Annotated in this window: 24 protein-coding genes; all 24 read left to right on the top strand. The window is 50.7% G+C overall.

What is annotated here, in order from left to right; translation table 11 throughout:
* The first annotated feature begins 135 nt into the window (after positions 1 to 135).
* Positions 136 to 636 carry a hypothetical protein gene (locus QNH99_RS22890; protein ID WP_088900931.1) on the top strand — a complete coding sequence of 167 codons (501 nt, stop codon included), beginning with the start codon at positions 136 to 138 and terminating at the stop codon, positions 634 to 636.
* On the top strand, positions 633 to 1100 hold the full coding sequence (locus QNH99_RS22885; RefSeq protein WP_109717994.1) for a hypothetical protein: 468 nt from the start codon (positions 633 to 635) through the stop codon (positions 1098 to 1100). Before QNH99_RS22890 ends, QNH99_RS22885 begins: the two co-directional genes overlap by 4 nt.
* Before the next feature lie 95 nt (positions 1101 to 1195).
* The gene (locus QNH99_RS22880; RefSeq protein ID WP_249278231.1) at positions 1196 to 1825 is read left to right on the top strand and encodes a conjugal transfer protein; all 630 of its coding nucleotides are present in this window, start codon (positions 1196 to 1198) and stop codon (positions 1823 to 1825) included.
* Complete coding sequence (locus QNH99_RS22875) at positions 1797 to 4850, top strand: conjugal transfer protein (protein WP_088900929.1); 3054 nt, start codon at positions 1797 to 1799, stop codon at positions 4848 to 4850. The genes QNH99_RS22880 and QNH99_RS22875 overlap by 29 nt, the downstream gene beginning before the upstream one ends.
* Positions 4851 to 4912: 62 nt before the next feature.
* Positions 4913 to 6097, top strand: coding sequence for a conjugal transfer protein TraW (traW, locus tag QNH99_RS22870; RefSeq protein ID WP_410517865.1), 1185 nt, complete (start codon positions 4913 to 4915; stop codon positions 6095 to 6097).
* 14 nt (positions 6098 to 6111) lie between these two features.
* Positions 6112 to 6852, top strand: coding sequence for a prepilin peptidase-dependent protein (locus QNH99_RS22865; RefSeq protein ID WP_088900928.1), 741 nt, complete (start codon positions 6112 to 6114; stop codon positions 6850 to 6852).
* Positions 6849 to 7442 carry a conjugal transfer protein TraX gene (gene traX / locus QNH99_RS22860; RefSeq protein ID WP_410517864.1) on the top strand — a complete coding sequence of 198 codons (594 nt, stop codon included), beginning with the start codon at positions 6849 to 6851 and terminating at the stop codon, positions 7440 to 7442. The genes QNH99_RS22865 and traX overlap by 4 nt, the downstream gene beginning before the upstream one ends.
* 73 nt (positions 7443 to 7515) lie before the next feature.
* Positions 7516 to 7926 (top strand): hypothetical protein, encoded by a 411-nt coding sequence (locus QNH99_RS22855; RefSeq protein ID WP_088900926.1) that lies wholly within the window; start codon positions 7516 to 7518, stop codon positions 7924 to 7926.
* 35 nt (positions 7927 to 7961) lie between these two features.
* Positions 7962 to 8372: a hypothetical protein gene (locus QNH99_RS22850; protein WP_410517863.1), complete on the top strand. Its 411-nt coding sequence runs from the start codon at positions 7962 to 7964 to the stop codon at positions 8370 to 8372.
* 128 nt (positions 8373 to 8500) lie between these two features.
* Entirely contained in the window at positions 8501 to 8704 is a 204-nt protein-coding gene (locus QNH99_RS22845; protein WP_088900924.1) for an Hha/YmoA family nucleoid-associated regulatory protein, read from the top strand.
* A 162-nt stretch (positions 8705 to 8866) separates the two neighbouring features.
* Complete coding sequence (locus tag QNH99_RS22840) at positions 8867 to 10930, top strand: DotA/TraY family protein (protein WP_249278229.1); 2064 nt, start codon at positions 8867 to 8869, stop codon at positions 10928 to 10930.
* A 70-nt stretch (positions 10931 to 11000) separates the two neighbouring features.
* Positions 11001 to 11690, top strand: a complete 690-nt coding sequence (gene excA / locus QNH99_RS22835) for a plasmid IncI1-type surface exclusion protein ExcA (protein WP_410517862.1) — start codon at positions 11001 to 11003, stop codon at positions 11688 to 11690.
* 54 nt (positions 11691 to 11744) lie between these two features.
* Positions 11745 to 12995, top strand: a complete 1251-nt coding sequence (locus QNH99_RS22830) for a conjugal transfer protein (RefSeq protein ID WP_410517861.1) — start codon at positions 11745 to 11747, stop codon at positions 12993 to 12995.
* A 31-nt stretch (positions 12996 to 13026) separates the two neighbouring features.
* A complete protein-coding gene (locus QNH99_RS22825; protein ID WP_088900920.1) occupies positions 13027 to 14079 on the top strand; it encodes a thioredoxin fold domain-containing protein in 1053 nt (350 codons plus the stop codon).
* A gap of 143 nt (positions 14080 to 14222) precedes the next feature.
* Entirely contained in the window at positions 14223 to 16430 is a 2208-nt protein-coding gene (gene trbC, locus QNH99_RS22820) for an F-type conjugative transfer protein TrbC (protein WP_088900919.1), read from the top strand.
* 447 nt (positions 16431 to 16877) lie between these two features.
* Complete coding sequence (locus tag QNH99_RS22815) at positions 16878 to 17741, top strand: glycosyltransferase family A protein (RefSeq protein ID WP_410517860.1); 864 nt, start codon at positions 16878 to 16880, stop codon at positions 17739 to 17741.
* Positions 17742 to 18260: 519 nt separating this feature from the next.
* Entirely contained in the window at positions 18261 to 18701 is a 441-nt protein-coding gene (locus QNH99_RS22810) for a macro domain-containing protein (RefSeq protein ID WP_088900917.1), read from the top strand.
* Positions 18667 to 19326, top strand: a complete 660-nt coding sequence (locus tag QNH99_RS22805) for a hypothetical protein (protein WP_410517859.1) — start codon at positions 18667 to 18669, stop codon at positions 19324 to 19326. Before QNH99_RS22810 ends, QNH99_RS22805 begins: the two co-directional genes overlap by 35 nt.
* A 214-nt stretch (positions 19327 to 19540) precedes the next feature.
* Complete coding sequence (locus QNH99_RS22800) at positions 19541 to 20029, top strand: hypothetical protein (protein ID WP_088900915.1); 489 nt, start codon at positions 19541 to 19543, stop codon at positions 20027 to 20029.
* 90 nt (positions 20030 to 20119) lie between these two features.
* Positions 20120 to 20626 (top strand): hypothetical protein, encoded by a 507-nt coding sequence (locus QNH99_RS22795; protein WP_410517858.1) that lies wholly within the window; start codon positions 20120 to 20122, stop codon positions 20624 to 20626.
* Position 20627: 1 nt separating this feature from the next.
* Positions 20628 to 21008, top strand: coding sequence for an HNH endonuclease (locus tag QNH99_RS22790; protein WP_410517857.1), 381 nt, complete (start codon positions 20628 to 20630; stop codon positions 21006 to 21008).
* Positions 20998 to 21501 carry a hypothetical protein gene (locus tag QNH99_RS22785; RefSeq protein WP_410517856.1) on the top strand — a complete coding sequence of 168 codons (504 nt, stop codon included), beginning with the start codon at positions 20998 to 21000 and terminating at the stop codon, positions 21499 to 21501. The genes QNH99_RS22790 and QNH99_RS22785 overlap by 11 nt, the downstream gene beginning before the upstream one ends.
* A gap of 198 nt (positions 21502 to 21699) precedes the next feature.
* Complete coding sequence (locus tag QNH99_RS22780) at positions 21700 to 21939, top strand: hypothetical protein (RefSeq protein ID WP_088900911.1); 240 nt, start codon at positions 21700 to 21702, stop codon at positions 21937 to 21939.
* Positions 21936 to 22469, top strand: coding sequence for a phospholipase D family protein (locus QNH99_RS22775; RefSeq protein ID WP_088900910.1), 534 nt, complete (start codon positions 21936 to 21938; stop codon positions 22467 to 22469). The genes QNH99_RS22780 and QNH99_RS22775 overlap by 4 nt, the downstream gene beginning before the upstream one ends.
* Positions 22470 to 22610 lie beyond the last annotated feature (141 nt).

Here is a 22610-nt window from a genome sequence, read left to right as displayed (position 1 = left end):
GGGTTCCTGTACGAATCAGGGCAAGGGTGGCCAGTGCAGCGCGCACATTGGCGGAGAGGCTGATTGCAGACCCTATAACGTCCGCCCTGTGATACTGCACTAAGGCCATCCAATGACAGTTTTGAGAGGTAAATCATGCATAACGTAATGCTGGGTACAAAGCCGTTTATGTTCGGTATTCGCTCCCCGGAAGGGGATGCCTATATGGACGAATCCTGCGTAGATACGGAAAGTACTTCGCTGGAGAAACTTCTTTCTTACACTCTCAATAAAGAACAGGAAGAGGGTGAAAAACCTTATGAAGTGGTGCCGCTCTATACATCAGAACAGGTGGCAGCGGCACTTGAGGCGTTACTGTCATCCGGTCAGTCATCACAGGAGAATAGTGTATTTCGTCGGGAAGAGCGTTATACCGTCATCAAACATGCCGACCTGAAACGCCTGGAGCTGGCAGGCGGACTGAGTCCTGATGACATCGTGATGCTTACCGGGTTGCTACTGCGGCTCAGAAAAATTCGTTCGGTCCGGAACCGCCCTGAACTGAAGTGCCTGGTGGTGGAGAGCACCTGGCCTGAATATGAACCCTTATGGCAGGCTCTGCATCTTCGTACAGGAGACGGAGATCACCCGGCATGACGCTGCTGACGCACCGTGAACTCTGCAATTATGGCTGGCGTTTTCTTAGAACTAATGGGTTTAAAACTGCGTTTCAGGAACCGTTTCGCGCTGTCACATCGTGGGGAGAGCAGCCCGACGTCATAGGATTTCGTAACGGGGCTTCCTGTCTGCTAGAGGCCAAGTGTTCACGGTCTGATCTGCTGGCCGACCGTAAAAAGCCGTTTCGCCTTGAACCTGAAAAGGGGATGGGTGACTGGCGCTTCTATATCTGTGAACCCGGTGTGATAAACATTGCCGACTTGCCGGAAGGCTGGGGCCTGCTGCACGTCATTAATGGTCGCGTCAGGAAGGTTCATGGCTGGCCAGGCAATATAAGCTGGGTCATCACCGATGCAAAACCTTTCAGGGCCAATAAACAGGCTGAGTGTGATGTGTTACTGAGTGCGCTTCGCCGAACAACAGCTGACAAACCGCATTGTTAATCCTGCATCCCTGTTGTTTCCCTCTCAGCGTGATTAAGGATGTCTGTATTCCCGCCTCCATTTGTTAGCCGGTTTATCTACTTCAAGGATATTTCATGATGACGCCTTCGCTATCAGACGGTGGCCCTTCAGCTTTGCTGCCGCTTATTCCAGATATCAGTGATGGCGACGGTCCTGTCAGACCCAAAAAAGCGGAGTCAGGGCAGAACTGTCACTACTGCGGGACCCGTGCCCAGCGCCTCTGGCAGGGGCGTATTGAGCATGTCCAAATCTGCACGTTGTGCTGGCTGACACAAAACCTCGATAGCCAGACCGCAGCGCATGGCCTTCTTGCATGGCTTCCGGATGCGGCCCGGGCAGATATGCAAAACCTCCAACGGTATGCACTGATTGCCCTTCACAGTCAAAATCGTGTGCACAGAAAGGAGGGAAAGCGGGTCTGGAACTGGCTTACCCGTCATGCGCGAGAGGTCGAAGGCATGTGGGCGACGTCCCGGGCATCTGAGTTTGCCGGGGCCATGCGCGCGCTTACACCGGCCAAACGTCGTGAGCTTCAGCAGCGCCTGGAGGGATGTGTACTCATTCTGCCACCCGATGTGTTCGCAGAAGATTTAACCCTTTTACTACCTGTCGGGCGGAGTGTGGAAACAGCACTTCATACACCTGCATGGCAAACCTATTCACGGAGTACTCTGTATGCAAAATCTCCTGATCCGCTGGACTGAAGAAATCGTCACCGCCTTCGCGCGTTTTGCCGTCTCCCGAGACCTGCCGGATTACTGTGACCTTCAGACGATTTATCAGCTGACTCAAGAGGACCGGACACGTAATCCGGATCTGGCAGCCCCCTATATTCTTGTGACCAAAAACGGCGATTATCTGACCGTTTATGAAATTGCCGGCAGTTTTCGTGAACCGGATGAAAATGCACCCACCACAGATAAGGATTCCTGGCAGGGGCGGGTGTCACGGATGACAGAATCACTGTCAGCGCACTTCAAACATATCGGGCACAAAATCAGTACGGTTTATGAGTGTGATCCTGAAGGTGGTGCTGATGAGTTAAAGCGTCTGCTGGCGCCACAGTATCTGTCGATTCGCCGTACCGGGCTGAACCTGAAATACCTGCTGGACGAGGAAGTGGAAAAAAAAGCGCCCTGGGTAACTCGTGAGCGCACCTGGCTTGTCTGTTACAGCGGTCGTGTCGTGTTGGCAGGGAACGAACTGCGGGACGAAAACCGGCGTATCAAGGCGTTGCTCTCGCAGTGTCAGCCAGCCCTGTTCGGTCAGAACCCCCTTCTTTCGGCTCTGGTGGGGCTTAAAATCCGCCACGATGCTTTTTTGTCGCTGGTGGAGCGTGCACTGGGTGACAGCGGTAACGGCGTCATGATGCGTCGGATGGATGCGCATGAAGTGGGACGTGTACTGCGTAGGCAGAACAATCCGAAGGGCACTGGCGACCAATGGCAGCCGCTTCTGCCTGAAGACCCCATTATACCCTGGGGGGTACGGCAGCCTGGAGACGACACCGCTTTTCTGGCACCCTTCCTTAACTTTCAGGTGATGGACACTCGTGTACAAAAGATTGCCGGCAACCTCCTTCAAATCCACGGCCTCTGGCACGGCACGCTGGCCATCAGTCTTGGACCACAGAATCCACAGAGTTTTGCAAAATTAAAAGCACTCGTTCCGCGAGGTGTACCGTGGCGGATGCGTACAGACCTGATGCCTGGCGGAATGAAGCGTCTGGGTGTAAAGCGCTTTGCGCTGAACTTTGCCTCTCAGGTTCCAGGCCTTGAACCGATATATGAGTCCATAACCCGTCTGGCAAAGGTTGATAAACATGATCCGGTATGCGTCATGACCATTACGGTTTCCACCTGGGGCAAGACGAAGGAGGAGGTCACGCGTAACCTCACCCTGCTGAGCTCGGCATTTGACTCCTGGGGCAATTGCGGCGTAACCCAGACTTTTGGTGATCCGGTAAAGGCCTGGATGGCTTCGCTCACCGCGTCCAGTTCATCAAGCGGACCTTGCCTCCTTTATCCACCACTCAGTGAGGCGCTTAATATGCTGCCGCTTTCCCGCCCGGCCTCTGCATGGGAAGACGACGGGAACGCGCTGTTTCCGACGCCCGGAGGCAAAATTATGCCCATCGGTCTGGCCACACCCAAGCAGCCTAAACTGACGACCATTATTGCCGGCGACTCAGGCGGAGGGAAATCAGTCTTGCTGAACATCCTGACCTCGATCATGGCAACCAGTGCCAACCTCCGCTTACCCTGGGTGTCTTACATCGATAAAGGGTTTACTGGAGTAGGTACGACAAACCTGTTACGGGCAGCATTGCCCCCGGAGCGCAGGGATGAGGTGCTGAGTATCGTTTTAAAAAACTCTCCGGAATACTGCCGGAACCTTTTTGATATCCAGTTGGGCAGGCAGACGCCACTGCCGTATGAGTCCCGTTTTATTGTGGACATGCTGACGGCCCTGTGTGCTGATCCGTCGACCGGAAGGCCGCCGAACGAAAAAGAAACCGGTGACATTCTGGACAGACTCGTCGAGGCGGCGTTCACTCAGGCTCGGGAAAAACCCCGCCGCTACGAGGAGCATGTCGTACCTGAGATAGATGCGGCGGTGGCTGAAACAGGTATCTGGGAACGTCATCCTGAATATCGCGAAGACTGCAAATGGTATGAGCTCAGCGGATTGCTACAGGATGCAGGGAAAACAGCTGAGGCGCAGCGCGCGCACTATCAGGCGATGCCAGAGCTGGCTGCTATGGCACCGCTGGTGGAGAGTAAGGATTTTCAGGATGCATTTGGCACGATCGTGCGGGAGGAGGGATCTGAACCTCTGCTTAAATACATTTCACGTTGCATGACCAGTGCATGCAGTCAGTACAAAATGTTTGCCGGTCGCACCCGATTTATGATCAGTCCTTCCGCACGCGTTATTACGGTAGACCTGCAGCATGTGGCTGGCGACAAGACCAGGAAAGGCAATCTGCAGACAGGCATCATGTTCCTGTTTGCCGGTCATATTGCCGGAGGCGATTTTGTTCTGCCTCAGTATCAGAAAGAGCTGTTCAGCGGACTGCATTCACGCTGGCATGAGATGCACAAATCACGCGTCAGGCAGCTGGACGAGGAGGTGAAAACGAAAACCTACGACGAGTTGCATAACGTAAAAGATGCCCCGTTTATCTTTCCTATGCTCGAAACAGACGACCGCGAGCAGCGTAAACACGGGACCCGTACCGTGCTCTCTTCGCAGTATCTGCGTGATTTCCCTGAAGCCATCGGCCAGTCTGCTAACTCCGTATTTATGGTGGCGGTAGATCCCGCTGACCATAAGGTCCTTCGTGAGCGGTTTCATGTTCCCGAGGTGACCCTGCTTAACTTTACACGTATGGGATTCGGCCCCTCAGCAGACGACAGCGGTGTGCCGTTTCTCGGCATTTTCAGAACAAAAGGTACGGGCACCATTGCACACATCATGAAAAACGCAGTTGGTCCACAGCAGCTCTGGGCGTTAAGTACCACACCTGAAGACATGGCCCTCCGGCGACAGCTGTATGAAACAGTGGGTGATGACACTGCTCGCAGAATCCTTGCCAAAAATTTTCCGGGCGGGAGTGCTGCAAAGCTGATTGCTTTTAAACAGCGAACTGCCAGTGCAACCAGTAGCGATAACGTTATCGCAGCCCTGGCTGATGAGCTCATCGCAAAACAGGGTTACGACCTCTGAGCCGTCCGGCTCTCAAGGAAACTTACGTGAAAAGAAAATCATACATACTGTCCAGGAGGCGGTTGCTCGCTGTCTGCGTGCTGGCAGCGCTTTCACCTGATGTCCTGGCTTATCCCGTTGAGGTGATGACCAGCATACCTGCGCAAGCTATCTCAAGACAACTCGGTCAAATGCAGGCCACGCTCGCTGAAATCCTCTCAGCAGAAACTGAAACCGGTACGGCCGTGGTTCAGGCAAGCGACAAAGCAGCTTCAGCCATCACCGAAGTGGCCCGCACCCAGCGCGAAGCGGAGAACTTTAACCGACAGGCCGACCGCCTTCAAAAAGCACGTGATGAATACAGTGTGCCTGACAGTATCTGCAGTGAGTCGGCGTCAGGAACAGCCAGTCAGGTCAGTCAGGCGACACGCGCAGCCGCCTCCCTGCTGTCGGGTGGCAGTGGTGTGTCCAGTGACGACGTGCAGAGGACGCTGAAAAGCCTGCCAGTTGACACACGAACGGGGGGGTACCGCAGTGCAGCCATACACGCGGACTACTGTACGGCAGAAGAGGCACAGCAATACGGCGGTACCAGTCTCTGCCCGGGCGTTTCTCAGCTACCCGGTGGCGACACGGAGATCCGCTCACTGATTGACGGTGCGGGGCCGCCTGGCAAGGTTCCGGAGCTGACGTTTTCTCAGCAGCAAACCGATGCAGCAATGGCATATATGAGTAATTCAGCCCGCCACGATGCAGGCCGTTCACCAGGAAAAGGCGAAATTCAGACGGCGACCGGCAATGAGTATCAGGGACTGATGACGCAGTACAAAGCCATTCAGAGTGCGGCGATGCAACCGCAGCTGGACATGGTGGCTGCCAGTCAGCCGTCAGATGCCACAAGGGACGCCATCACAGAAGCAAGACAGGCTCCGTCAGCGGAAAGTTACTACCAGCAGACGGCTTCAAAGCAGGCAAGGCAGACCGGTGCGATGAGCGAGCGCGAGTTTGAGGCATTCGAAGTCGGGCGGCGTTATGCCAACACCGCCTGGCTCACGGATTTGCAGGCAATGAGCGGTGACAACCTGCTGCGCGAGATAGCCCGGCAGCAGAGCCTCGGTAACTGGCTGACGCTAGGCGTTAAAAATGAGCTGCGTCAGGCCAGCATTATCGCCGGTGAGCAGCTGGCCATTGCGGCAAAGGAAAGTTACGCACCGCAGTTCCGGGCATTGTCGGCACAGATGAGTGATGGCGTCAGCACACAGCACTGAAACGGAGAATAAGAATGAAATTAAACAGCGTGATTTCAGAGGAGGGGCTGACGCTGGCGGAAGCCCTTGATGCAGGGCGCGGTCCTCTTCTTGTTCCGGATCCCGGTGGCGAGCTTTGGAATCAATTCTGGGATGAACCCCGGTGGCGCCCCTGGCTGGCCTGGCGGCTGGCCCCCGGGGTGACGCAGGAGGGCGACAGCTGGGATGTACTGCGAGAGCTTGAAGGGGTCCGTGCAGAAGAGGGTGTCAGCGCGGTTGCCGGCGCACTCTTTCCGGATCTGCCGGCGAATTCACTGACGCGCAGTCTCATGGAGACGCTGCTGGGATTTGCGGGAAACAGCAAGTTATGTGCAGATCTGCCGTCGCTGGCTGCCCGTATCTGGGCTGACGATGTATGGGGGTTTATATCGAGGGAAACAAAACGTGACAGCTGGAACCCCGCTCTGCAGGCTGCAACTGCCCTGCTTTCAAAACCCGGAGCAGACCAGTCTGCACATGCCATCCGCGATATGATGGCCGTGTACCACCATCCGCATGTGGCCGAGACGTTTGAGCACGGCCGGGGTTTTCGCCTCAGCACCCTGCGTACAAGACCCTGCCAGATAGTGTTCCTGACCCCGGACGTGATGACGCCGGAAAAACCGGAGTTGATGGCGGTTTATGCGTTTCTGTCCGGGGCGCTGATGAGTTTGAGTGCGCTGCGCTTTGCCCCGTTTACCGCTTTTATACCTGCCGCAGTAGAGGAAATGCCATGACTACAGCCGGGCTGCCAAAAAGTACAGGCGTCAAGAAATCCCCTTCTTCAGTGGCTAAGCGAGCCGGATGGATCGCCTTAAACATCGTTCTTCCTGCTTGGGAAGTGTCAGGTATGGTTCGCTATACGTCGCGAAATATACGGCAACTCTGGCAGCGGTTACGGGATGTCTCTGCGGGTCGTCAGCCTGGCGATTATCGACCTGACAGTTGGGAACAGGCAGTGGCAGACAGTGGTCTGCCCGTCGAACGTCTGCGTCGAAATTTGCGGGTTAACCGGCGCATGTGGTGGGGGCTTATGTGGCTGACGGGGTTGCCGGTAGGCGGTTTTCTGCTGATGAGCCTGCTGGCCATTCGTGCCCTCAGCCTGAATGGCTGGCTGCACATTGTCAGTGTCCTGATGATCATGTTGGCACTGAGCCTGGTAGGGTTTGTGCAGACACTCGACCTGAGTTTCCGTCTTTGGCAGCTGGAAGAAAAGCGGGTCTCGGCGTCAGAGAAGGGTGGGTTCAGTGACTTTCTGAGCGAAACACGATGGTGTAGGCAGGTGCTGAGTGTGGAGCTCAAATCATTGCCAAAACTGAAAAACTGAGTTTGCTTCTGGTAAAGCCTGGTAAGGGGAATGCAGGTCAGTTATTAACCTTATGTAACACTGGAAGGCTGATATGACAAAAAATAACTCACTACAATACTGGCATGAACTGTGTGCCCGCATGCTGGCTGAAGCCGACAGTCTGCCACTTGGCGAACAACGCGAGGGTTTCAGGCACTCGATTGCGCATGCAATAAAAAAGGCAGGCATTAATGATACTGAATTCGCTGTACATGGTGTTGAGGCACTTGAACAGTTGCGGAAAGCACGGCATTCATTAAGCCTGTCGGGCGTAGACGCCGCTGATTACCGTCAGATCGATGCCAGCATTCAAACTCTGGAGCCTCTGGTTTCACTGAAGGAAGCCTGCGAGAGGGTGAGGGTGATTTCCAAATCAGTTTACTGGTCGTTCACAGTTATAGAAGTCGTCGGCACGCTTTGCTTTTCATTATTGATGTATCTGCTAATCAGTTTAACCCATTGAATCAAATGTTTTTCCGCACTACCTGGAGGGAAGCCATGAAAATCCGTCTGGATGTGTTTGCTGATTTGCTGAAAATCAGGCCCAGTGTTCTTCGCAACGCTCAGCGATCGGGGGGAACGCTCGATGGTATTCCCCTCCCAGCCAGCACTCAGATTCGAGGCGCGGCTGAAATGTATGAGTATGCAGACGTAATGGCCTTTGTCGATGTCTGGAAGGCACGAATTCGAACAGTTCCCCCCAGTTCAGGTCAGGCGCTTGTTTCTCTTAATGATCTGGCAGCCCAGGCTACGTTACCCCCACTCGAAATCTACCAGGCGGTGATAACCGGGCGGATGGTAAAAGGTGTAAAATTACCCGTCCCAGTGAGAAAGGGGAGCACGCTGATGTTTGAGCCAGACGACGTGGCCGAATTTGTTAAGACCCTCAGAAGTCATCTTTCTTCCTGACAGAACAGAACAACTTTTGATATGTCAGGTTTGAGTAAATAACCTGACCTGATCTATCCATCAGCAGGAAGATGCGATTATGTTTAAGCAAGTTCTACCTGTGAGCACTTTAACCCTCTGAGACTACGATGACAAAAACCGACTGGCTTATGAGATTCCGGCGTTGTAGAAAGCTGGAGACACTTGAAACCGTGTATGAACGACTGATGTATTCTGGCGATCACAAAGAAGAAATGGCCATTACTCAGGCTTATGACCACCGCAAAGCTGAGTTTGCTGCCAATAAACTGTTCGACCGCGTGCCTGCGCACGTGTGGAAATTCGTGAAGTAACACCTCTCAGCCCCATGCCACCATCGCTGTGGCTCTGCATGCCCCCCTAAATTCTGCCGGTAACCCGCCGGCCTGACTCACAGGTTCACTATGAAGCTACTGACTAAAATTCAGGCGGCGGCCTGGCTGTGCCTGGCATCCTGCCAGGCGTTTGCCGCGGATGTGGATTACCAGACCATCAGCGATGCGGCACAGCGCTCCACTGACCTGTCGCGTCAGGCGCTGGTAATGATTTTCGGCAATGTGGTGATTTCCCCCTTCCAGCCCGGTCAGCCTACACTTATCGGGTCACTTTTCGCTCTGCTAAACGGCGTATTGTGTACCGTTGCGTTTGTGTACTTTGCCGTAGTGACGCTGAAAGCTCTCTACAGGAGTGGCCAGGAAGGTAAAGTATTCGGTGCGGGACGAACTGCGCTGTATCCCATAATGAGCTTTGCGGGCTTTATTACGCTGGTGCCGACGGGTTCAGGCTGGGCACTTTCCCAGCTGATCATGCTGTGGTCTGCATCAACCATGGGTATTGGCAGTGCAAACGTTATGGTCGACAAAGCTGCAGAGCTCATAGACAGCGGGATGACACTTGTGGTGCAACCTACCGCACCATCGACGCGATCGGCCGCCCGTGCCATTTTTGAAATGAACCTCTGCAAGTATGCCACCAACAGTGAGCTGGCCACACTCAGCCAGTTCGGGAAGAATCAAACGGCCCAGATGGCGCAAACCGGAGACAACGGTAATTACACCATTGGCAACGGAAGTGCGATTTGCGGAACCGCGCGCATACCTGATGCGCCAAAACCGATGTATTACGGCCAATATCCTATGTCCGTCGGTACGGATAGCATAATAGATGCGCAACGTCAGGCGCTGAAAACCATGATGTCAACGCTCGACGTTGCCGCTAACGACTGGGTTAGCAGCTACCTCAGCCGGCGCGATAAAGATACCGGTACAATCCCGGATGCCGAGACGGCCATTCAAAACGCAGCTGCTGCATATGAAACGACCGTTAATAACGCCCTCACTCAGCTGAATTACAAGGACTCCCTGCAAAGTCAGTTGTTAAGTCAGCTGAAGAGTAATGGATGGATATCACTGGGAGCCTGGTATCACACGTTTGCGGTGGCAAACAGCAAAACAAATGCTGTAGCGAACGCCATACCAGTGACGTCAGGCAGCAGTCTGCAGGGGGAAACCGGGACAGGTGATCTGTATCGTCAGATTTTATCGGCCTACCGGTCACAAAAACAGAACAGCAACTATACTGCGCCTCTCGGCACTCATACCGCTAAAGATGATGCAGCAGCATCCAGTACGGCAGACCCAGGCGCTGTTTTTGTAGGAATTTTTGGTAGCCCTATGCAATACATTACCAATATGTTTGCTACTGCAAAAATTGGTACTGCGGCTAGTTTCTCTAACCAGGTTAATCCCTTGATAAAAATGCAGGATATTGGCGATTATACCCTTTGGACAACTGAAACTGGAATGGCAGCCTATACGGCAGCCCTAGCCGTGTCATCCAGTGCAGATCATTCCCTGTTGGGGACTGTTGGAAATCTGGTGGCCTGGAATCCCGGTGCCGTAGCGAAAGACGTCATCATAGGATTATCGCCGCCTTTCTGGTTTATTATTCTGCTGCTTTTTTCAATTGGATTCTCACTGGCGGTGTTCCTCCCGGCCATACCGTTTCTTTACTGGATGGTCGGCGTATTTAACTGGCTTGTCAGTGTCCTGGTGGGCTGCGCTGCCGGCCCTATGTGGTCCGCAACGCATCTTGGAGCAGAAGAAGACAGAGGTAGCCGCAGCGCTTACGGGTATATCTTTCTCATCGATATGATGCTTCGCCCCTCAATCATGGTGCTTGGTTTCTTTTTTGCGGCTGCAGCGGCGGTGGCCGGGGGAACGTTACTCAACCTTCTGTTTGGCCCTGCCATTGCAAATGCCAACGCTGATTCCTTGACCGGACTTGTAAAAATGTGGGGATGGCTGCTGGTCTATGCCCGCAGTGCTACGTTTGGCGTCAGCCGGGTATTTGGGTTACAGGCAACCCTTGCGGATTATGTCATTTCTTTCCTGGGTGGTTCAGGTATGGCTGGCATTATGGGCGGCATGGTGGATGACGTTAAAGGATTGTTTGCCTCAGCTGGTGGAGGCGCACGCAAAGTGCCGGGGGTTCGGGATAAGACTAACGGTAGTGATGGTAAGGACGGGATTAAAGGGTGATCAGATATACCTGGCTTTATTTACAGGTGTGGGTATAATTTAGACAGTTGAACAGCGGCAGGAGCATGCCATGAACACTATCCAGCGTAATGTTACAGGCCAAGACGCCTCACTGGCTCTGGTTAAATCGTTTTATTACTTTGTGATCCTGCCCTGTGCGCTGATTTTGGCAGCGATGACCATACTTATGTTCATAAGTAGTTCATTACTATTCAAGTTCCGACCTAGCGACTATGTTCTTATCTTTGCGTTGTATGGGGTCATCATTGTTCCGCTAAGTATTCGGTTTTATAACGTTCGAACCCGACGCCAGCGTTTAGAAAAAATGGTAGCGCAGCTAAGTCGTCAAGACCGTTTCTCCCCACAGTCTCAGCATCAGATTCTGGATGCCGCTAAGGGAAAATACCTCGGTGTTGATACCCGCCACGGCACTATCCTTTACATCCATCTGCTGAGGGAGGGCGTGATTGACATTATTGCTCTTACAACGGCTGACTGGACAAACTGTCAGCAGGAAGAAAGCTGGCTGCGCATTTACACCCGCCAGCCTGACATCCCGGTTCTGTCGATCTATACGCATCAGGATATTGCACGACGTCTCTTCGATACGCTGAGCGCGATGAGCAGCAACAGCTACTCAGAGCCTTTCCCTGATGAACCCTGGACAGAGTATGTAGGCCATCAGAGTAATTTTATTGAGTATCAGTACAATGTGACAGTCCCACAGGCTCTGAAGGCGCAAACCACGCAAACAATCTGATTAGTCTTTTTCTTGTGCCCCCCCCCCTGACACCGGCTTTTAGCCGGTGTTTTTTTGTTTCCTGTTTACTGCCCTTGGGGCAGCATTACACTCCAGGAATCTCTTATGCAGACATCCTCTTATCATGGCGGCAGCGACAACGAAATGATGCTGCCGCTTGTCGTTCTGTCTCTCTTTGCGCTGCTGTGCTGGCTTTATTTTGCCGATTTTGTCCGCTGCAGCTGCTGGACGCTTTACTGGCTCTGGAAGCTGAGCGAATTTCCACGCATTCATTATTACGCTGCAGAGCGAATAAACCTGCTGGCCGCAACGTATAAAACAGCCGGGTCAGTAACGCTGAGTCAGTGGACAGATGTGATGAACAGAACAGCCGGAATCCTTTTTGTGCCACTTATTCCGCTGACCGTCCTTGGTTCCTGGGCCATTTATAAGCATCCAGCGTTTGGTTTCAGAAGCAGACGATACATTGATGTTCATACGCTGCCGCGAATCATGGCCAAGTTTGCGCCAACGATAATCCCCGTACTGGCAGGCTATAAAGCCGAAGGGTTGATGAATGATACGTCTCCCGAACATGCCTGGGCAATGAAACCGGAGGAGTTTGCGTCAGAGAACGGACTGGTCAGGGGAAAAGTGCTTAACCGCGAAGCAGCAAGACAATTGTTTGATGCGCAGATCGGTCCGGCAATGCTACCTCCCTCCCAGTGGCGCCCTTATGAACGCGCGTTACTGGCCGTTTTTGGTTTGCAGGTTTTTGCTGACGACAGAAAAGCGGCGACACGGCTGCTCGACGATTTGAACCGTTCCTGTATGGTCCGTCGCTGGTTTCGTCCCACGGAGTTTCGCAGCGTGCCCGACTGGCGAATTTCGGAGCGGCACGTTGCCCGGGTCCTGCGTTGTAAGGGTATCGAGGAGTGGCTGGCTATGCATTGCTCTGTCAGAACGGCGCTGGTCGGACTTTATGGGCGCAGACTGCGCCTCGCACCAGCAAGGTTCCGCTGGCTTAAGGGCCTTGATCGGACGCTCTGGTACGGGCTGAACACTGCCGACGTGCCTAAGGTGTTCGTAGAAGGGGCGGGAATAGTTGCTCAGGCTCGTGCGGAACAGAAAGCAGCACGACTTAAACTGGCCCGCCCGCCACTGATGACGGATGAGGCCATTAATGGTCTCCAGTCGGAACTTGAGCTTCTCGGTTTGGTTTATCCTGCCGAACCCATCGAACGACATCGTAAACGACGTCAAAGCGTTACCTTTCCCGATACCCTTTACAGCCCGTCAGAGGGCGAAATAGATCCCTTTTCTTAAGGCGGCGACGCCGCCTTACCGGAGTAATCTCATGACTGTTACTGAAAAACGCGGCGCTTTTACCTCAGAGCGGCGCGGTAGTCTGCTGTCTGTCAGCCACAATAATTCCCGGCTGTTTACACTTCCACTTTCACCGCTACCCTGGTTTGTGCTGCACAGTGATGGTCTCTATGCACAGAACGACAGGGACGGCCTCACTCCGTTATACCGAGGCAGCGATGCCGGCGTCCTGCTTGACTGTATTTCGTCATTACTCGAGCGCCGTGCTGTCATGCGTCAGGGACTGATTTACACCGCTCTGGCAGCCGCAGTATTACTGGCGTCTTTTGCGCTGGGGGGAGTTACTTTTCATAATGGCTCTTCAAACGATGGTGGCCTTAATCAGAGGCAAACATCTTTCTCAAATTTATCAAACTTTTCACCTGTCGATGTTCCGCAATTCATGACAAACCCTGCTCGTGGGCAGACTGGTTTACCATCTGGCATGGTCCCTACACCCGTTACACTGGCTCCCGTTATTTCACCAACTGCGTCCTCAGCGCGGAACACTGACGGCTGGTCAGTTTCTCCGGCATTCAGGATTAAACTGCCGGCGATTCTGAAGAAAGCAGCATCAACAGGACTTTTTACTGTGCCACTGTCAACGGGCCACTCACGCACTCTGTATGTTTTTTCTGATCCGGGATGTCCTGAATGCCAGAAAATGGAGAAACGATTCGAATCAGTGTCAGGCAGCGTAAATGTAGTTATGTTTCCCGTTACGGTAATTGGCGGCGTGTCTTCTCTTCACGCAGCTGCACAGGTTCTGGCACTGCCGCTATCCGAACGGCCAGTGGCCTGGAAAGCACTCTTTTCGGCTGATGCCGGCATGAGTATTCCCGGGCAGAAAGACGTGATTCGGGCGCAAGACGCGGAAGCCAAAGCCGAGCTGGCACGTGGCGCAGTGGGCGTCAACGATGTGGCTTACAGGGAATACCGGATACCTGGCACACCCTGGACAATTTCAGATGACGGTCGTTATGTACCTCAGGCGGCACTCGCATCGCCCGAAGCGTTAAACGCATTCCTCACGAAAGCTCAGTGACTCTGAACGACCCCACTCATTCTTTAACACCTTCGATAAGCCAAGCCCAGAGTGAACGGATACTAAAACGTTCAAATTTTACAGGGCATACAAAATGTCGTCCCTGTTCTGGACAGCAAAGGTTCTGCTGAGAGGAGAATTTGATGTCTGATGACAACAATGGCCTAGACCGCGCACGAATAAGCAGACGTGTTGGCAATAAATGGCTTACTGACACGCTGTCACAACCTTCTTCACTGGGATGGGCCTTGTTCTGTGGGGTGGTCGCCGGGCTCGTGTTTCCGGCTACACTGCTCCTCAGTCTCCCGGTACTGATTTTCTGGACAATGGTATCGGCACCGGCGGACCAGTGGCAGATGCCTATGCGTATGCCCACCGACATGAATCGTGACGACCCATCCACAGCGCGTCAGGTGCAGGGGCGACTTCTGGGCTTCCTTCCTGTTGCTACACGCCGTATTCATACCGAACGAGCATCGGGGATTCTGTTTGCGGGATATGAAAGAGGGAAAGATTTTGCACGCGAACTGTGGCTGACAATGTCTGATCTCTGTGGTCATGTGCTCATGCTTGCGACGACTGGCGGCGGCAAAACAGAGATGCTTCTGGGCTGGGTGTTCAACGGCCTGTGCTGGGGCAAGGGTCTGATATTCAGTGACCATAAAGCGCAGAATGACCTGCCGCTGGCCGTTTTTTCTCTGGCGAGGCGGTTTGGCCGTGAAGATGATCTCCTGGCTATCAATTACATCAACGGGGGGCGTTCCAACGCGCAGGAACTGCTGGAAGATACTAAGGGAAGGCCACAGACAAATACTGTCAATGCATTCGGACTGGCGCAAGAGAGCTACATTATTAACCTGATGGACTCCATGATGCCAAAAACCGGCAATGGAGACGGAGGCTGGCAGGAAAAAGCTAAAGCCATGAATCAGGCTCTGATTTATGCGCTCGTCTATAAGTGCAGGCGTGAAGGGACAGTCATGTCACAGCGCACCATACAGGCTCATTTGCCCCTCAGAAAAATTGCGGCGCTTTACGTCGAGGCAATCGAAAAGCAGTGGCACCCGGATATTGCACGGGTTCTTGAAAACTACCTGAGTACACTGGCTGGCTTTGATATGGAAAAGGTGGCTACGCCGTCGGAATGGGATCCTGAGGCAAACCGGCAGCATGGTTTCCTTATGCAGCAGTTCACCCGAATGCTGAGCCTGTTCAGTGATACTTATGGTCACGTGTTTGCACAGGATGCTGGCGATATTGACCTGTATGACGTGATCCTCAATGACCGCATTTTAGTCATGCTGGTCCCCGCACTTGAACTGTCTTCAAACGAAAGTGCCACGCTGGGGAGACTTTACCAGTCACAGATGGCCATGATTATCAGTCAGGAGCTGGGAGAGAAAATCGAGGGACGTCCAAAGGACAACATGAAGGTCAGAAAATTTAAGGGGCAGTTTCCGTTTCTGTGGATTATCGACGAAGTTGGGGCAGGTTACAGCGAAAAGCTGGGCGAGCTGGCCACGCAGATCCGTGCCCTGCTTTTCTGCCTGGTTCTGGCTGGTCAGGACATTCAGCGACTGAAAAGCGCTGCCGGTGAATCCGTCTGGACGCTTCTGGCGAACATGGGGTTGCGTTTTACAGGAAAAATCAAGGACACAAAAGACTCACTGGAAATTCTGCAGAGCATGGCGGGAACAGAATATCAGCCCCAGATGGATACCATGGTGCACCAGGCCGGGCTGATGGGGGGAACATTCACCGATGATAACCGTGTCCATCTTCGCGAGCAGAAAAAAGTTACAGCGCAGGAAGTGCAGGCCCTCAAGGAGGGTGAAACGATCAGTCTTTTTAACGGGAAGTTAGTAAGAGGCAACTCGCTGTACATTAAAGACGCGGACAAGCTGACGTCAGAGAAGCTACGGATTAACCGATTTATGGAGGTTTCAGCTCCGTCAGATGCCGCGCTGCTTGCAACTGCACCGTACCGGCAGCGCCGCAGCTTTGTCCGTGCGGAGAAAGTAAAACATATCCTCAAAGTCTTAAATGCCGCACCCGACCGTAAGGATACGTCAGGACTGGTACTGACCGACCCGGCGCTCGCTGCAGCCTGCCGGTTTGATCTGGAATGTTCACTCCTGTGGCAACGGCCACCTTCAGCTGCGGTGAGGACGTCCATACTGTGGAATATGGTTCTGTCCAGCCTGCCAAAACGCGGAAGAGGTTACCTTGTACGCCTGCGTGTTCCCCAGCTTATTCAGGTTGCTCCTGACGCCATCGAGCGGGCAAAACAGCACTATGTACCTTTGTCGTCAGAGGAAGATTTTCAGGATGATTTCAGTTATCGGTACTAAGGTACTGTCACATGATGCCGATAACAGCCATGGGCAGACTGACCTCCGTCCTGAGATATTCGCGTAAAATATAATCTGAAGTTAGCTTTGAGGGACCGTCCGGTCCCTCTTTTTTTAATCAACATATGGTTTTAAGTCACTTCACTAATTTAAGTGAAATTTACTTTATTCCTGTTAATTATTTTCCTTTTTATAAGGTGAATATTCTGTTTTGTGGGTTTAATGATTTAAAGAACCAACACGTCCTGCTTATTTTACTCCCGGGTATATATAGATTATCTGTAATAAAAGGTTCACATTAAATCCAACATTTTGATTTTAAATGGTTGTGTCTTTTCTTTGTCAAAATATCTTACATTTGTAAACGCATTTCTTATATAAATCTTATGTAATCATAATGATGTCTATAAGAATGTTCTCTAACTCACAAATTAAATGGTAGAAGAAATGGACAGTATTTATAACATGCTGATCAGGCAAAGGCATGATTACGATAAATCTCATATTGATTTGACTTATGTCACGCATTTTTACTGTAATCAAAAAACGATTGATTCTGTGACAGACCTCCTTCGGCAGTATGAACATTATCCTCAGAGCATTCTTGATCGGGTTGAGTTTATTATTGTTGACGACTGTTCGCCGATTAATTATGAGATACCTCAGCTTAATTTAAATTATCGCTGGTTAAGAATAACAAACAATATCCCCTGGAATCAGGGCGGGGCCAGGAATCTGGGCGTGATGTACGCGAAGTCAGATAAAATTCTGATGTCAGATCTGGATCATGCTTTTCCGGCTGAAACCCTTGCTTATCTGGCCAGCAGGCCCAATCCGGGGCGTTGTTTTTATAAACTCAGGCGGAAAAGCCCGGAAGGAAAACTGTATCCCGGGCATGCAAATCTCTTTTTTATGAGCCGGGCACGGTTTCTTCGTTTTTACGGATATGATGAAGAATATTGTGGAAATTACGGCGCAGAAGATTACCGGTTTGTTAAATTCCACAAATATCATGGTTCCAGACAATGTTATCTGCCTGCAAAAGCTTGGTGTTATGAAAGAGAGCTCAACAGGGAAGACAGTTACCACTCACTGGAGAGGGATCTTACGGCCAATACGCCACTTGATCTAAGAAAAAAGAATGAATGCAGTACGTTTGGCCCGGAATATGGTCACAGCCGGATGTTCCTGAATTTCAACTGGGTTACGCTGGGGCAGGGAACGCGCAGACCCAGTGACTTACCCAAAATACGCTCTTACTGGCGACCGCTCTGGTGGTGGCGCTGGCTGAACCCCTGGGCGTCAAGATGAAAGTATCCGGAAAGCGGTGCTGTTCCATGTGTGGAAAGAAAAGGAATTTCATAAAGTGGATATTCAGCACTGACACTGAATATTGTGATGATTGTCTGTTTCTGCGTCATGCTGAATTCAGGGATGCAAGGCAGGGGCTTAACGCATATCTTGAAAATGAACAAAGGCCTACTGAAGTGACACGACAGTCATGATGCTTTTTTTGCGCAACAGGAACTTCCGCAAGTTAATTCAGCATCAACGTTAATCCATTATTCTGCTGTAAATCTGTCTCTTCTCTATTCTCGTCACTGTTCAGAAATCCGGCAGGACACACTCAACAACGTCGCTGTATCAAACAGCTAAATGCCGGATTACTTCCCTAAAGCAAGCCATTCATTTCTGTGACTATCCGGCCTGATAAACAATGTCGAAGGTAAGTCACAAGATTGTAAATCAATGTGAGGAGTTTTTCTGATGAAAATCCTAAAGGGGGATTTGTTCTCCCAGGATACAGACTGTCTGGTTAACCCCTAGAATATGAACATAATTCCTCACTGGTTAATAGTACCCGGAGGCGTATCCGGGCAACTGATGAAGAGGGCAGGGAAGCAGCCTTTCAGAGAACTCGCATCACTGGGCATGATGCGCCCGGGTACCGCGTGCATGACGAATGGTGGAAGCCTTGGCCGACCCATTATACACGTAGCAGGGCTGAACTTACTCTGGCGAAGTTCGGAAGCTATTGTCTACCGATGTGTGCTTTCAGCGCTGGCGCTGGCCAGTTCAACGGGTGTCGGTTCAGTGGCGATGCCATTAATCGGAGCCGGAACAGGTGGGCTTACGAATGAACAAAGTTACGAAGCCATCCTGGCTGCGGTGTCAATCAGTTCATTTCGGGGAGAAGTCCGTCTCATATTATGGCCATCAGCTGAAGGAGAATATCTTGAAAGAATATCTGACCATACATCCTGCGGATGAACATACTTTTGCTGATGGGGGCGTGGAGTTTGACCTGGTTCCCTTCACTGCAGCCACAGGTATGTCGGGCGAAGAGGTTGAGTTGATATTGCGTGATTTACCTGGCTGTCACGAACTGGTGCAGTTCACATTCAGTATTTCTACAGGAGAGGGTAGCTTCATCCTTCTTGTTGGGAGAGCAGAACCGGGTAATTATCCGATAAGACGACCCGTGCGTTACGTGCTGGAAGTGGATAACACACTGACATACAACGGTAAGAAGTGGGCTACCAACCTCCGGCATATAGAATCTGAGCCCTGGCACGCTCTGTGTGGCGCTGAAAGAGATGCAAAAGAGACTAAGCGATTACGGGACGAAAGAGTGAATTGCTCAGTTTGCCGTGATCTCTGGTTACGCAGTATGTCGTGGAAGAGTGAGGACTTCACTGACTCCATCATCGAGGATGCGGCACTGAAATTAGAGTCCTTTGAAAAAGAGTACGAAGATATAGCTAAAGATCCCTCAGATAAAATTAATAATGAAAAAAAGCCGGATTTGTTTTTTGATACACTGGCTTTTACGGCAACGGTAGTGTTCTCACTCGCATGTATCTCTTTTATGATATATGCGTTCTTTACACGTTAGGCGTAAAATAGAACTGACTGGGGGTGAGTGGTGCCTGAATCAGAAGGTGATAAGCAAAAGTTAAAAGAAATGAAGAGAAAGCCGAGAATTAGATTTATAGGGTTGTATTTAACGTTTCATCAGGTTGAGCTTATTCCTGCTTTATTTATTTTGGTTCTGTCAATGATTTCGTTAGTCAAGTTATATTATTGTTAACATAACAAAGGCATTGTTTATGGGTGAAATGATTAAATATGAATCAAGGCATGAAGAAAAACAACTCCGGCGTATTATGCTGGATGTTATGGAAATCTGCCCTGCCAAATACAGAAGAGAAATGCTTCTGAATGTACGTCTTATCCAAGATGCACGTAACACGGAATTGGATGGACTGGGTATTTATGATCTTCTTGATTTTCTTCATCGTTTACAGATTTCAAGAATATCCAAAACCTTTACCCCTCATCAGGAACGATGCATAAGACATATCATTAACTGGTCAAATGGATTTTATTTCAAGCGTTCCAAAAGAAATTATGTGCAAGCTTCAAGGGTGGAGCGTTACGAGAAATATAAAAAAGAAAAGTCTGAACCAGTTAAGTTTGAAATTATAGAAGTACCTTTTCTTTATTTTAATATGATGCGCGTGGGGATCTTAATTATAATTGCAGCTGTATTGCTCATTCCGCTAGCATTTTCTCTGCATTACATTCTTTCGATGTGAATTGTTAAATCACCTATATTCAACATAATGGCGCCTTTAACGCACTTCTACCTAGGCCTAAAGCCAACTTTTAATATATGGGGGTTTTATATGCATGACGATCAAGTTAGTGTTTATATTAATGATGTAAATGTCGGCGGTATGTCATTAGACAAATACCAGTCTATAATCAAAGAGGTTAAAAATGAAAAAGGTTACAAGGGACGTGAGATATTCGCTTTCTTCTATTACCTGGTTGTTTTAGCGGGTAGGGCTACTATTTACTTTTTTATATCCTTTCTTGTGATGGCTTTTTTATTAGTGTTGGTTTTTCAAATTTATTCTTCAATATCACTACCAGCATTTGAAGACTTTTTAAGAACTGCTTCTCCTGATGCTGTCGGAGGTGTGATAAATCAATTAGTTTCCACTAGTGCTGTAGGAGCCTTAGCTCTCACTTTAATTTCAACAGCAGAGAGGCCTTATACAAGCCCGTCAAAGATTGCGATCAACAAAAAACTTCGGATGTTCCTGTTTGTTCCTGCTGAGGGGCGCGTAGTGGTGGTCGTTAATCAAAACCGCTCAGGCACTAATGACACTGCGCATAAGGCAGGTTGATATGAAGTTAACTCAATCTCAACGCGCCGCATTGCGCATGAAGTTTGGTGGCCTATGCGCCTATTGTGGTTGCGAGCTTGCTGATAAATGGCACGCTGATCATGTTAAGCCGGTAATCCGTTTTAAGGGTTCGCAAGGATACAGCATGGTTAATCCCGAACTAGATGCTTTAGAAAATCTTGTTCCTGCCTGTCATGGCTGCAACCTTCACAAACATTCATTTGATGTTGAGCACTACAGGGAAATCATACATAGAGGGCGTCAGGAGTTTTTACGCTCAGGAAAAGGCAAAGCGCTTGTCAGAATGGGCCTCGTTGAAATGAAAGACGACCCCATTGTTTTCTGGTTTGAGAAATATCAGGAGGCCAACCATGACAACTAATTCCCCCAATCCATTTGTAGGAGATGTGCAGGCGTTGATTGCTGATTGCCTGAATGATATTGAAGAAATTCAATACGAAATTTCAACATACGGCGATGAAAGCGGGCGAAGGGCCAGCAAGCTAAAGCGCCAGCAAGTGGCACTCGTAGCGCTGATGGGTGAGCCTTGCGGCTACCACGGCGAAGGTGCCCTAGATGTTGATCCGGTATGGCCGACACCTTATGGAGTGGGTTTCCGAGTACAGCCCAAACCACAAGGCATATATAACATCCCCGTTTTCCATGCGCCGCCCGTACAGGTTTTGCGCCAGGCCGATTTGCCGAAAGGATGGAAACTGGTTCCGGTTGAGCCTACGTGGGAAATGCTTTCAGCCGATGGGTGTACAAGGCATCACGACGATCAGGATTGTATGCACCATAAAAACCGTAAACGCATCTGGAAGGCAATGCTTGCCGCTGCGCCGGATAATTTCGGTGAAAACGGCCCTATTTAACATAATAGATGTTTTCAGCACCGCTGCATCGCCACTCACCGCCGAAATGCAAAAGAATCCGCAAAAGATTCACTTATCTAGGTCGTAAACCGCTCCGTTTGATACTGCTGATTTGTTAACGGAATCTCGGTTCCGGTTTGACTGCGTTTTCATACCTAAACGCCCGTTTTACACAATCATCTGTCAACAGGACAATTTATGGTCACTATCACTTTTAAAACTGTTGTTCATTGTTTCGCTATTTTTTTGATCGCAGGGTTGTTCGGATGCCTGCTTTTTATTGGAGATATGTCATTCGCTAAACATTATGCAGAAACTCACACCTGTAAGCCCACTCCAGTGAGGGCAGCCGGAGCGCTGGAAAGCGTAGCGGTTTCTGAGGGGGCTGAAAAATTTACGATAAACCTCAACGAACTCAATCAGGAAAAACGAAAATGAACAAAACGATCTCTGCTGTCGTCCTGTTGGCTGTGCTATGGCTCCATGCCGGTGCGTCATTTGCAGCTCCATCTATCGATGTTGGTTTCTCTCCGGAAGGCAGCGCCCTAAAAGTGGTGCTTAGGACAATCGATGATGCACATGACAGTATTCGTCTGATGGGGTACAGCTTCACTTCTCCGGAAGTCGTGAAATCGCTGGTAGCGGCCAAAAAAAGGGGAGTGGATGTCAGGGTAGTTATTGATGACAAAGGCAACCGCAGTAAGGCCAGTCAGGCTGCCATGAATGTGGTGGTCAATGCAGGGATCCCTCTGCGTATTAATGGCCAGTTCAGAATCATGCATGACAAGGTGATCATTACTGATGGTAAGAATGTCGAAACAGGATCCTTCAATTACACCCGGAGTGCAGCTGAATATAATTCTGAAAATGCACTACTGATCAGTGATGTGCCGGCACTCGCTCAGAATTATCTTACACACTGGCAGTCCCGGTGGGAAGGAGGGACTGACTGGCGCTCAAGCTACTAACTCTTTCATATATCAGTAAATTTCAACGTTTCCAGCCAAGTGCGCCAACACAACACCCTGCCCTACAGGGCAGGGTCGCGGTTCAGAAAAATCTGTAGTATGCTCTGCGACATGTTAAATGCCTGATTATTTGGGAGAGTA

This window comes from Pantoea allii (assembly GCF_046529425.1).
Taxonomy (GTDB): Bacteria; Pseudomonadota; Gammaproteobacteria; order Enterobacterales; family Enterobacteriaceae; genus Pantoea; species Pantoea allii.
This window is presented reverse-complemented; position numbering and strand designations above follow the sequence as displayed.

Coding starts and splice junctions, on each gene's coding strand:
- QNH99_RS22890 (WP_088900931.1), top strand. CDS start 136: ATGCATAACGTAATGCTGGGTACAAAGCCGTTTATGTTCGGTATTCGC.
- QNH99_RS22885 (WP_109717994.1), top strand. CDS start 633: ATGACGCTGCTGACGCACCGTGAACTCTGCAATTATGGCTGGCGTTTT.
- QNH99_RS22880 (WP_249278231.1), top strand. CDS start 1,196: ATGATGACGCCTTCGCTATCAGACGGTGGCCCTTCAGCTTTGCTGCCG.
- QNH99_RS22875 (WP_088900929.1), top strand. CDS start 1,797: ATGCAAAATCTCCTGATCCGCTGGACTGAAGAAATCGTCACCGCCTTC.
- QNH99_RS22865 (WP_088900928.1), top strand. CDS start 6,112: ATGAAATTAAACAGCGTGATTTCAGAGGAGGGGCTGACGCTGGCGGAA.
- traX (WP_410517864.1), top strand. CDS start 6,849: ATGACTACAGCCGGGCTGCCAAAAAGTACAGGCGTCAAGAAATCCCCT.
- QNH99_RS22855 (WP_088900926.1), top strand. CDS start 7,516: ATGACAAAAAATAACTCACTACAATACTGGCATGAACTGTGTGCCCGC.
- QNH99_RS22850 (WP_410517863.1), top strand. CDS start 7,962: ATGAAAATCCGTCTGGATGTGTTTGCTGATTTGCTGAAAATCAGGCCC.
- QNH99_RS22845 (WP_088900924.1), top strand. CDS start 8,501: ATGACAAAAACCGACTGGCTTATGAGATTCCGGCGTTGTAGAAAGCTG.
- excA (WP_410517862.1), top strand. CDS start 11,001: ATGAACACTATCCAGCGTAATGTTACAGGCCAAGACGCCTCACTGGCT.
- QNH99_RS22825 (WP_088900920.1), top strand. CDS start 13,027: ATGACTGTTACTGAAAAACGCGGCGCTTTTACCTCAGAGCGGCGCGGT.
- trbC (WP_088900919.1), top strand. CDS start 14,223: ATGTCTGATGACAACAATGGCCTAGACCGCGCACGAATAAGCAGACGT.
- QNH99_RS22815 (WP_410517860.1), top strand. CDS start 16,878: ATGGACAGTATTTATAACATGCTGATCAGGCAAAGGCATGATTACGAT.
- QNH99_RS22810 (WP_088900917.1), top strand. CDS start 18,261: ATGAACATAATTCCTCACTGGTTAATAGTACCCGGAGGCGTATCCGGG.
- QNH99_RS22800 (WP_088900915.1), top strand. CDS start 19,541: ATGGGTGAAATGATTAAATATGAATCAAGGCATGAAGAAAAACAACTC.
- QNH99_RS22795 (WP_410517858.1), top strand. CDS start 20,120: ATGCATGACGATCAAGTTAGTGTTTATATTAATGATGTAAATGTCGGC.
- QNH99_RS22790 (WP_410517857.1), top strand. CDS start 20,628: ATGAAGTTAACTCAATCTCAACGCGCCGCATTGCGCATGAAGTTTGGT.
- QNH99_RS22785 (WP_410517856.1), top strand. CDS start 20,998: ATGACAACTAATTCCCCCAATCCATTTGTAGGAGATGTGCAGGCGTTG.
- QNH99_RS22780 (WP_088900911.1), top strand. CDS start 21,700: ATGGTCACTATCACTTTTAAAACTGTTGTTCATTGTTTCGCTATTTTT.
- QNH99_RS22775 (WP_088900910.1), top strand. CDS start 21,936: ATGAACAAAACGATCTCTGCTGTCGTCCTGTTGGCTGTGCTATGGCTC.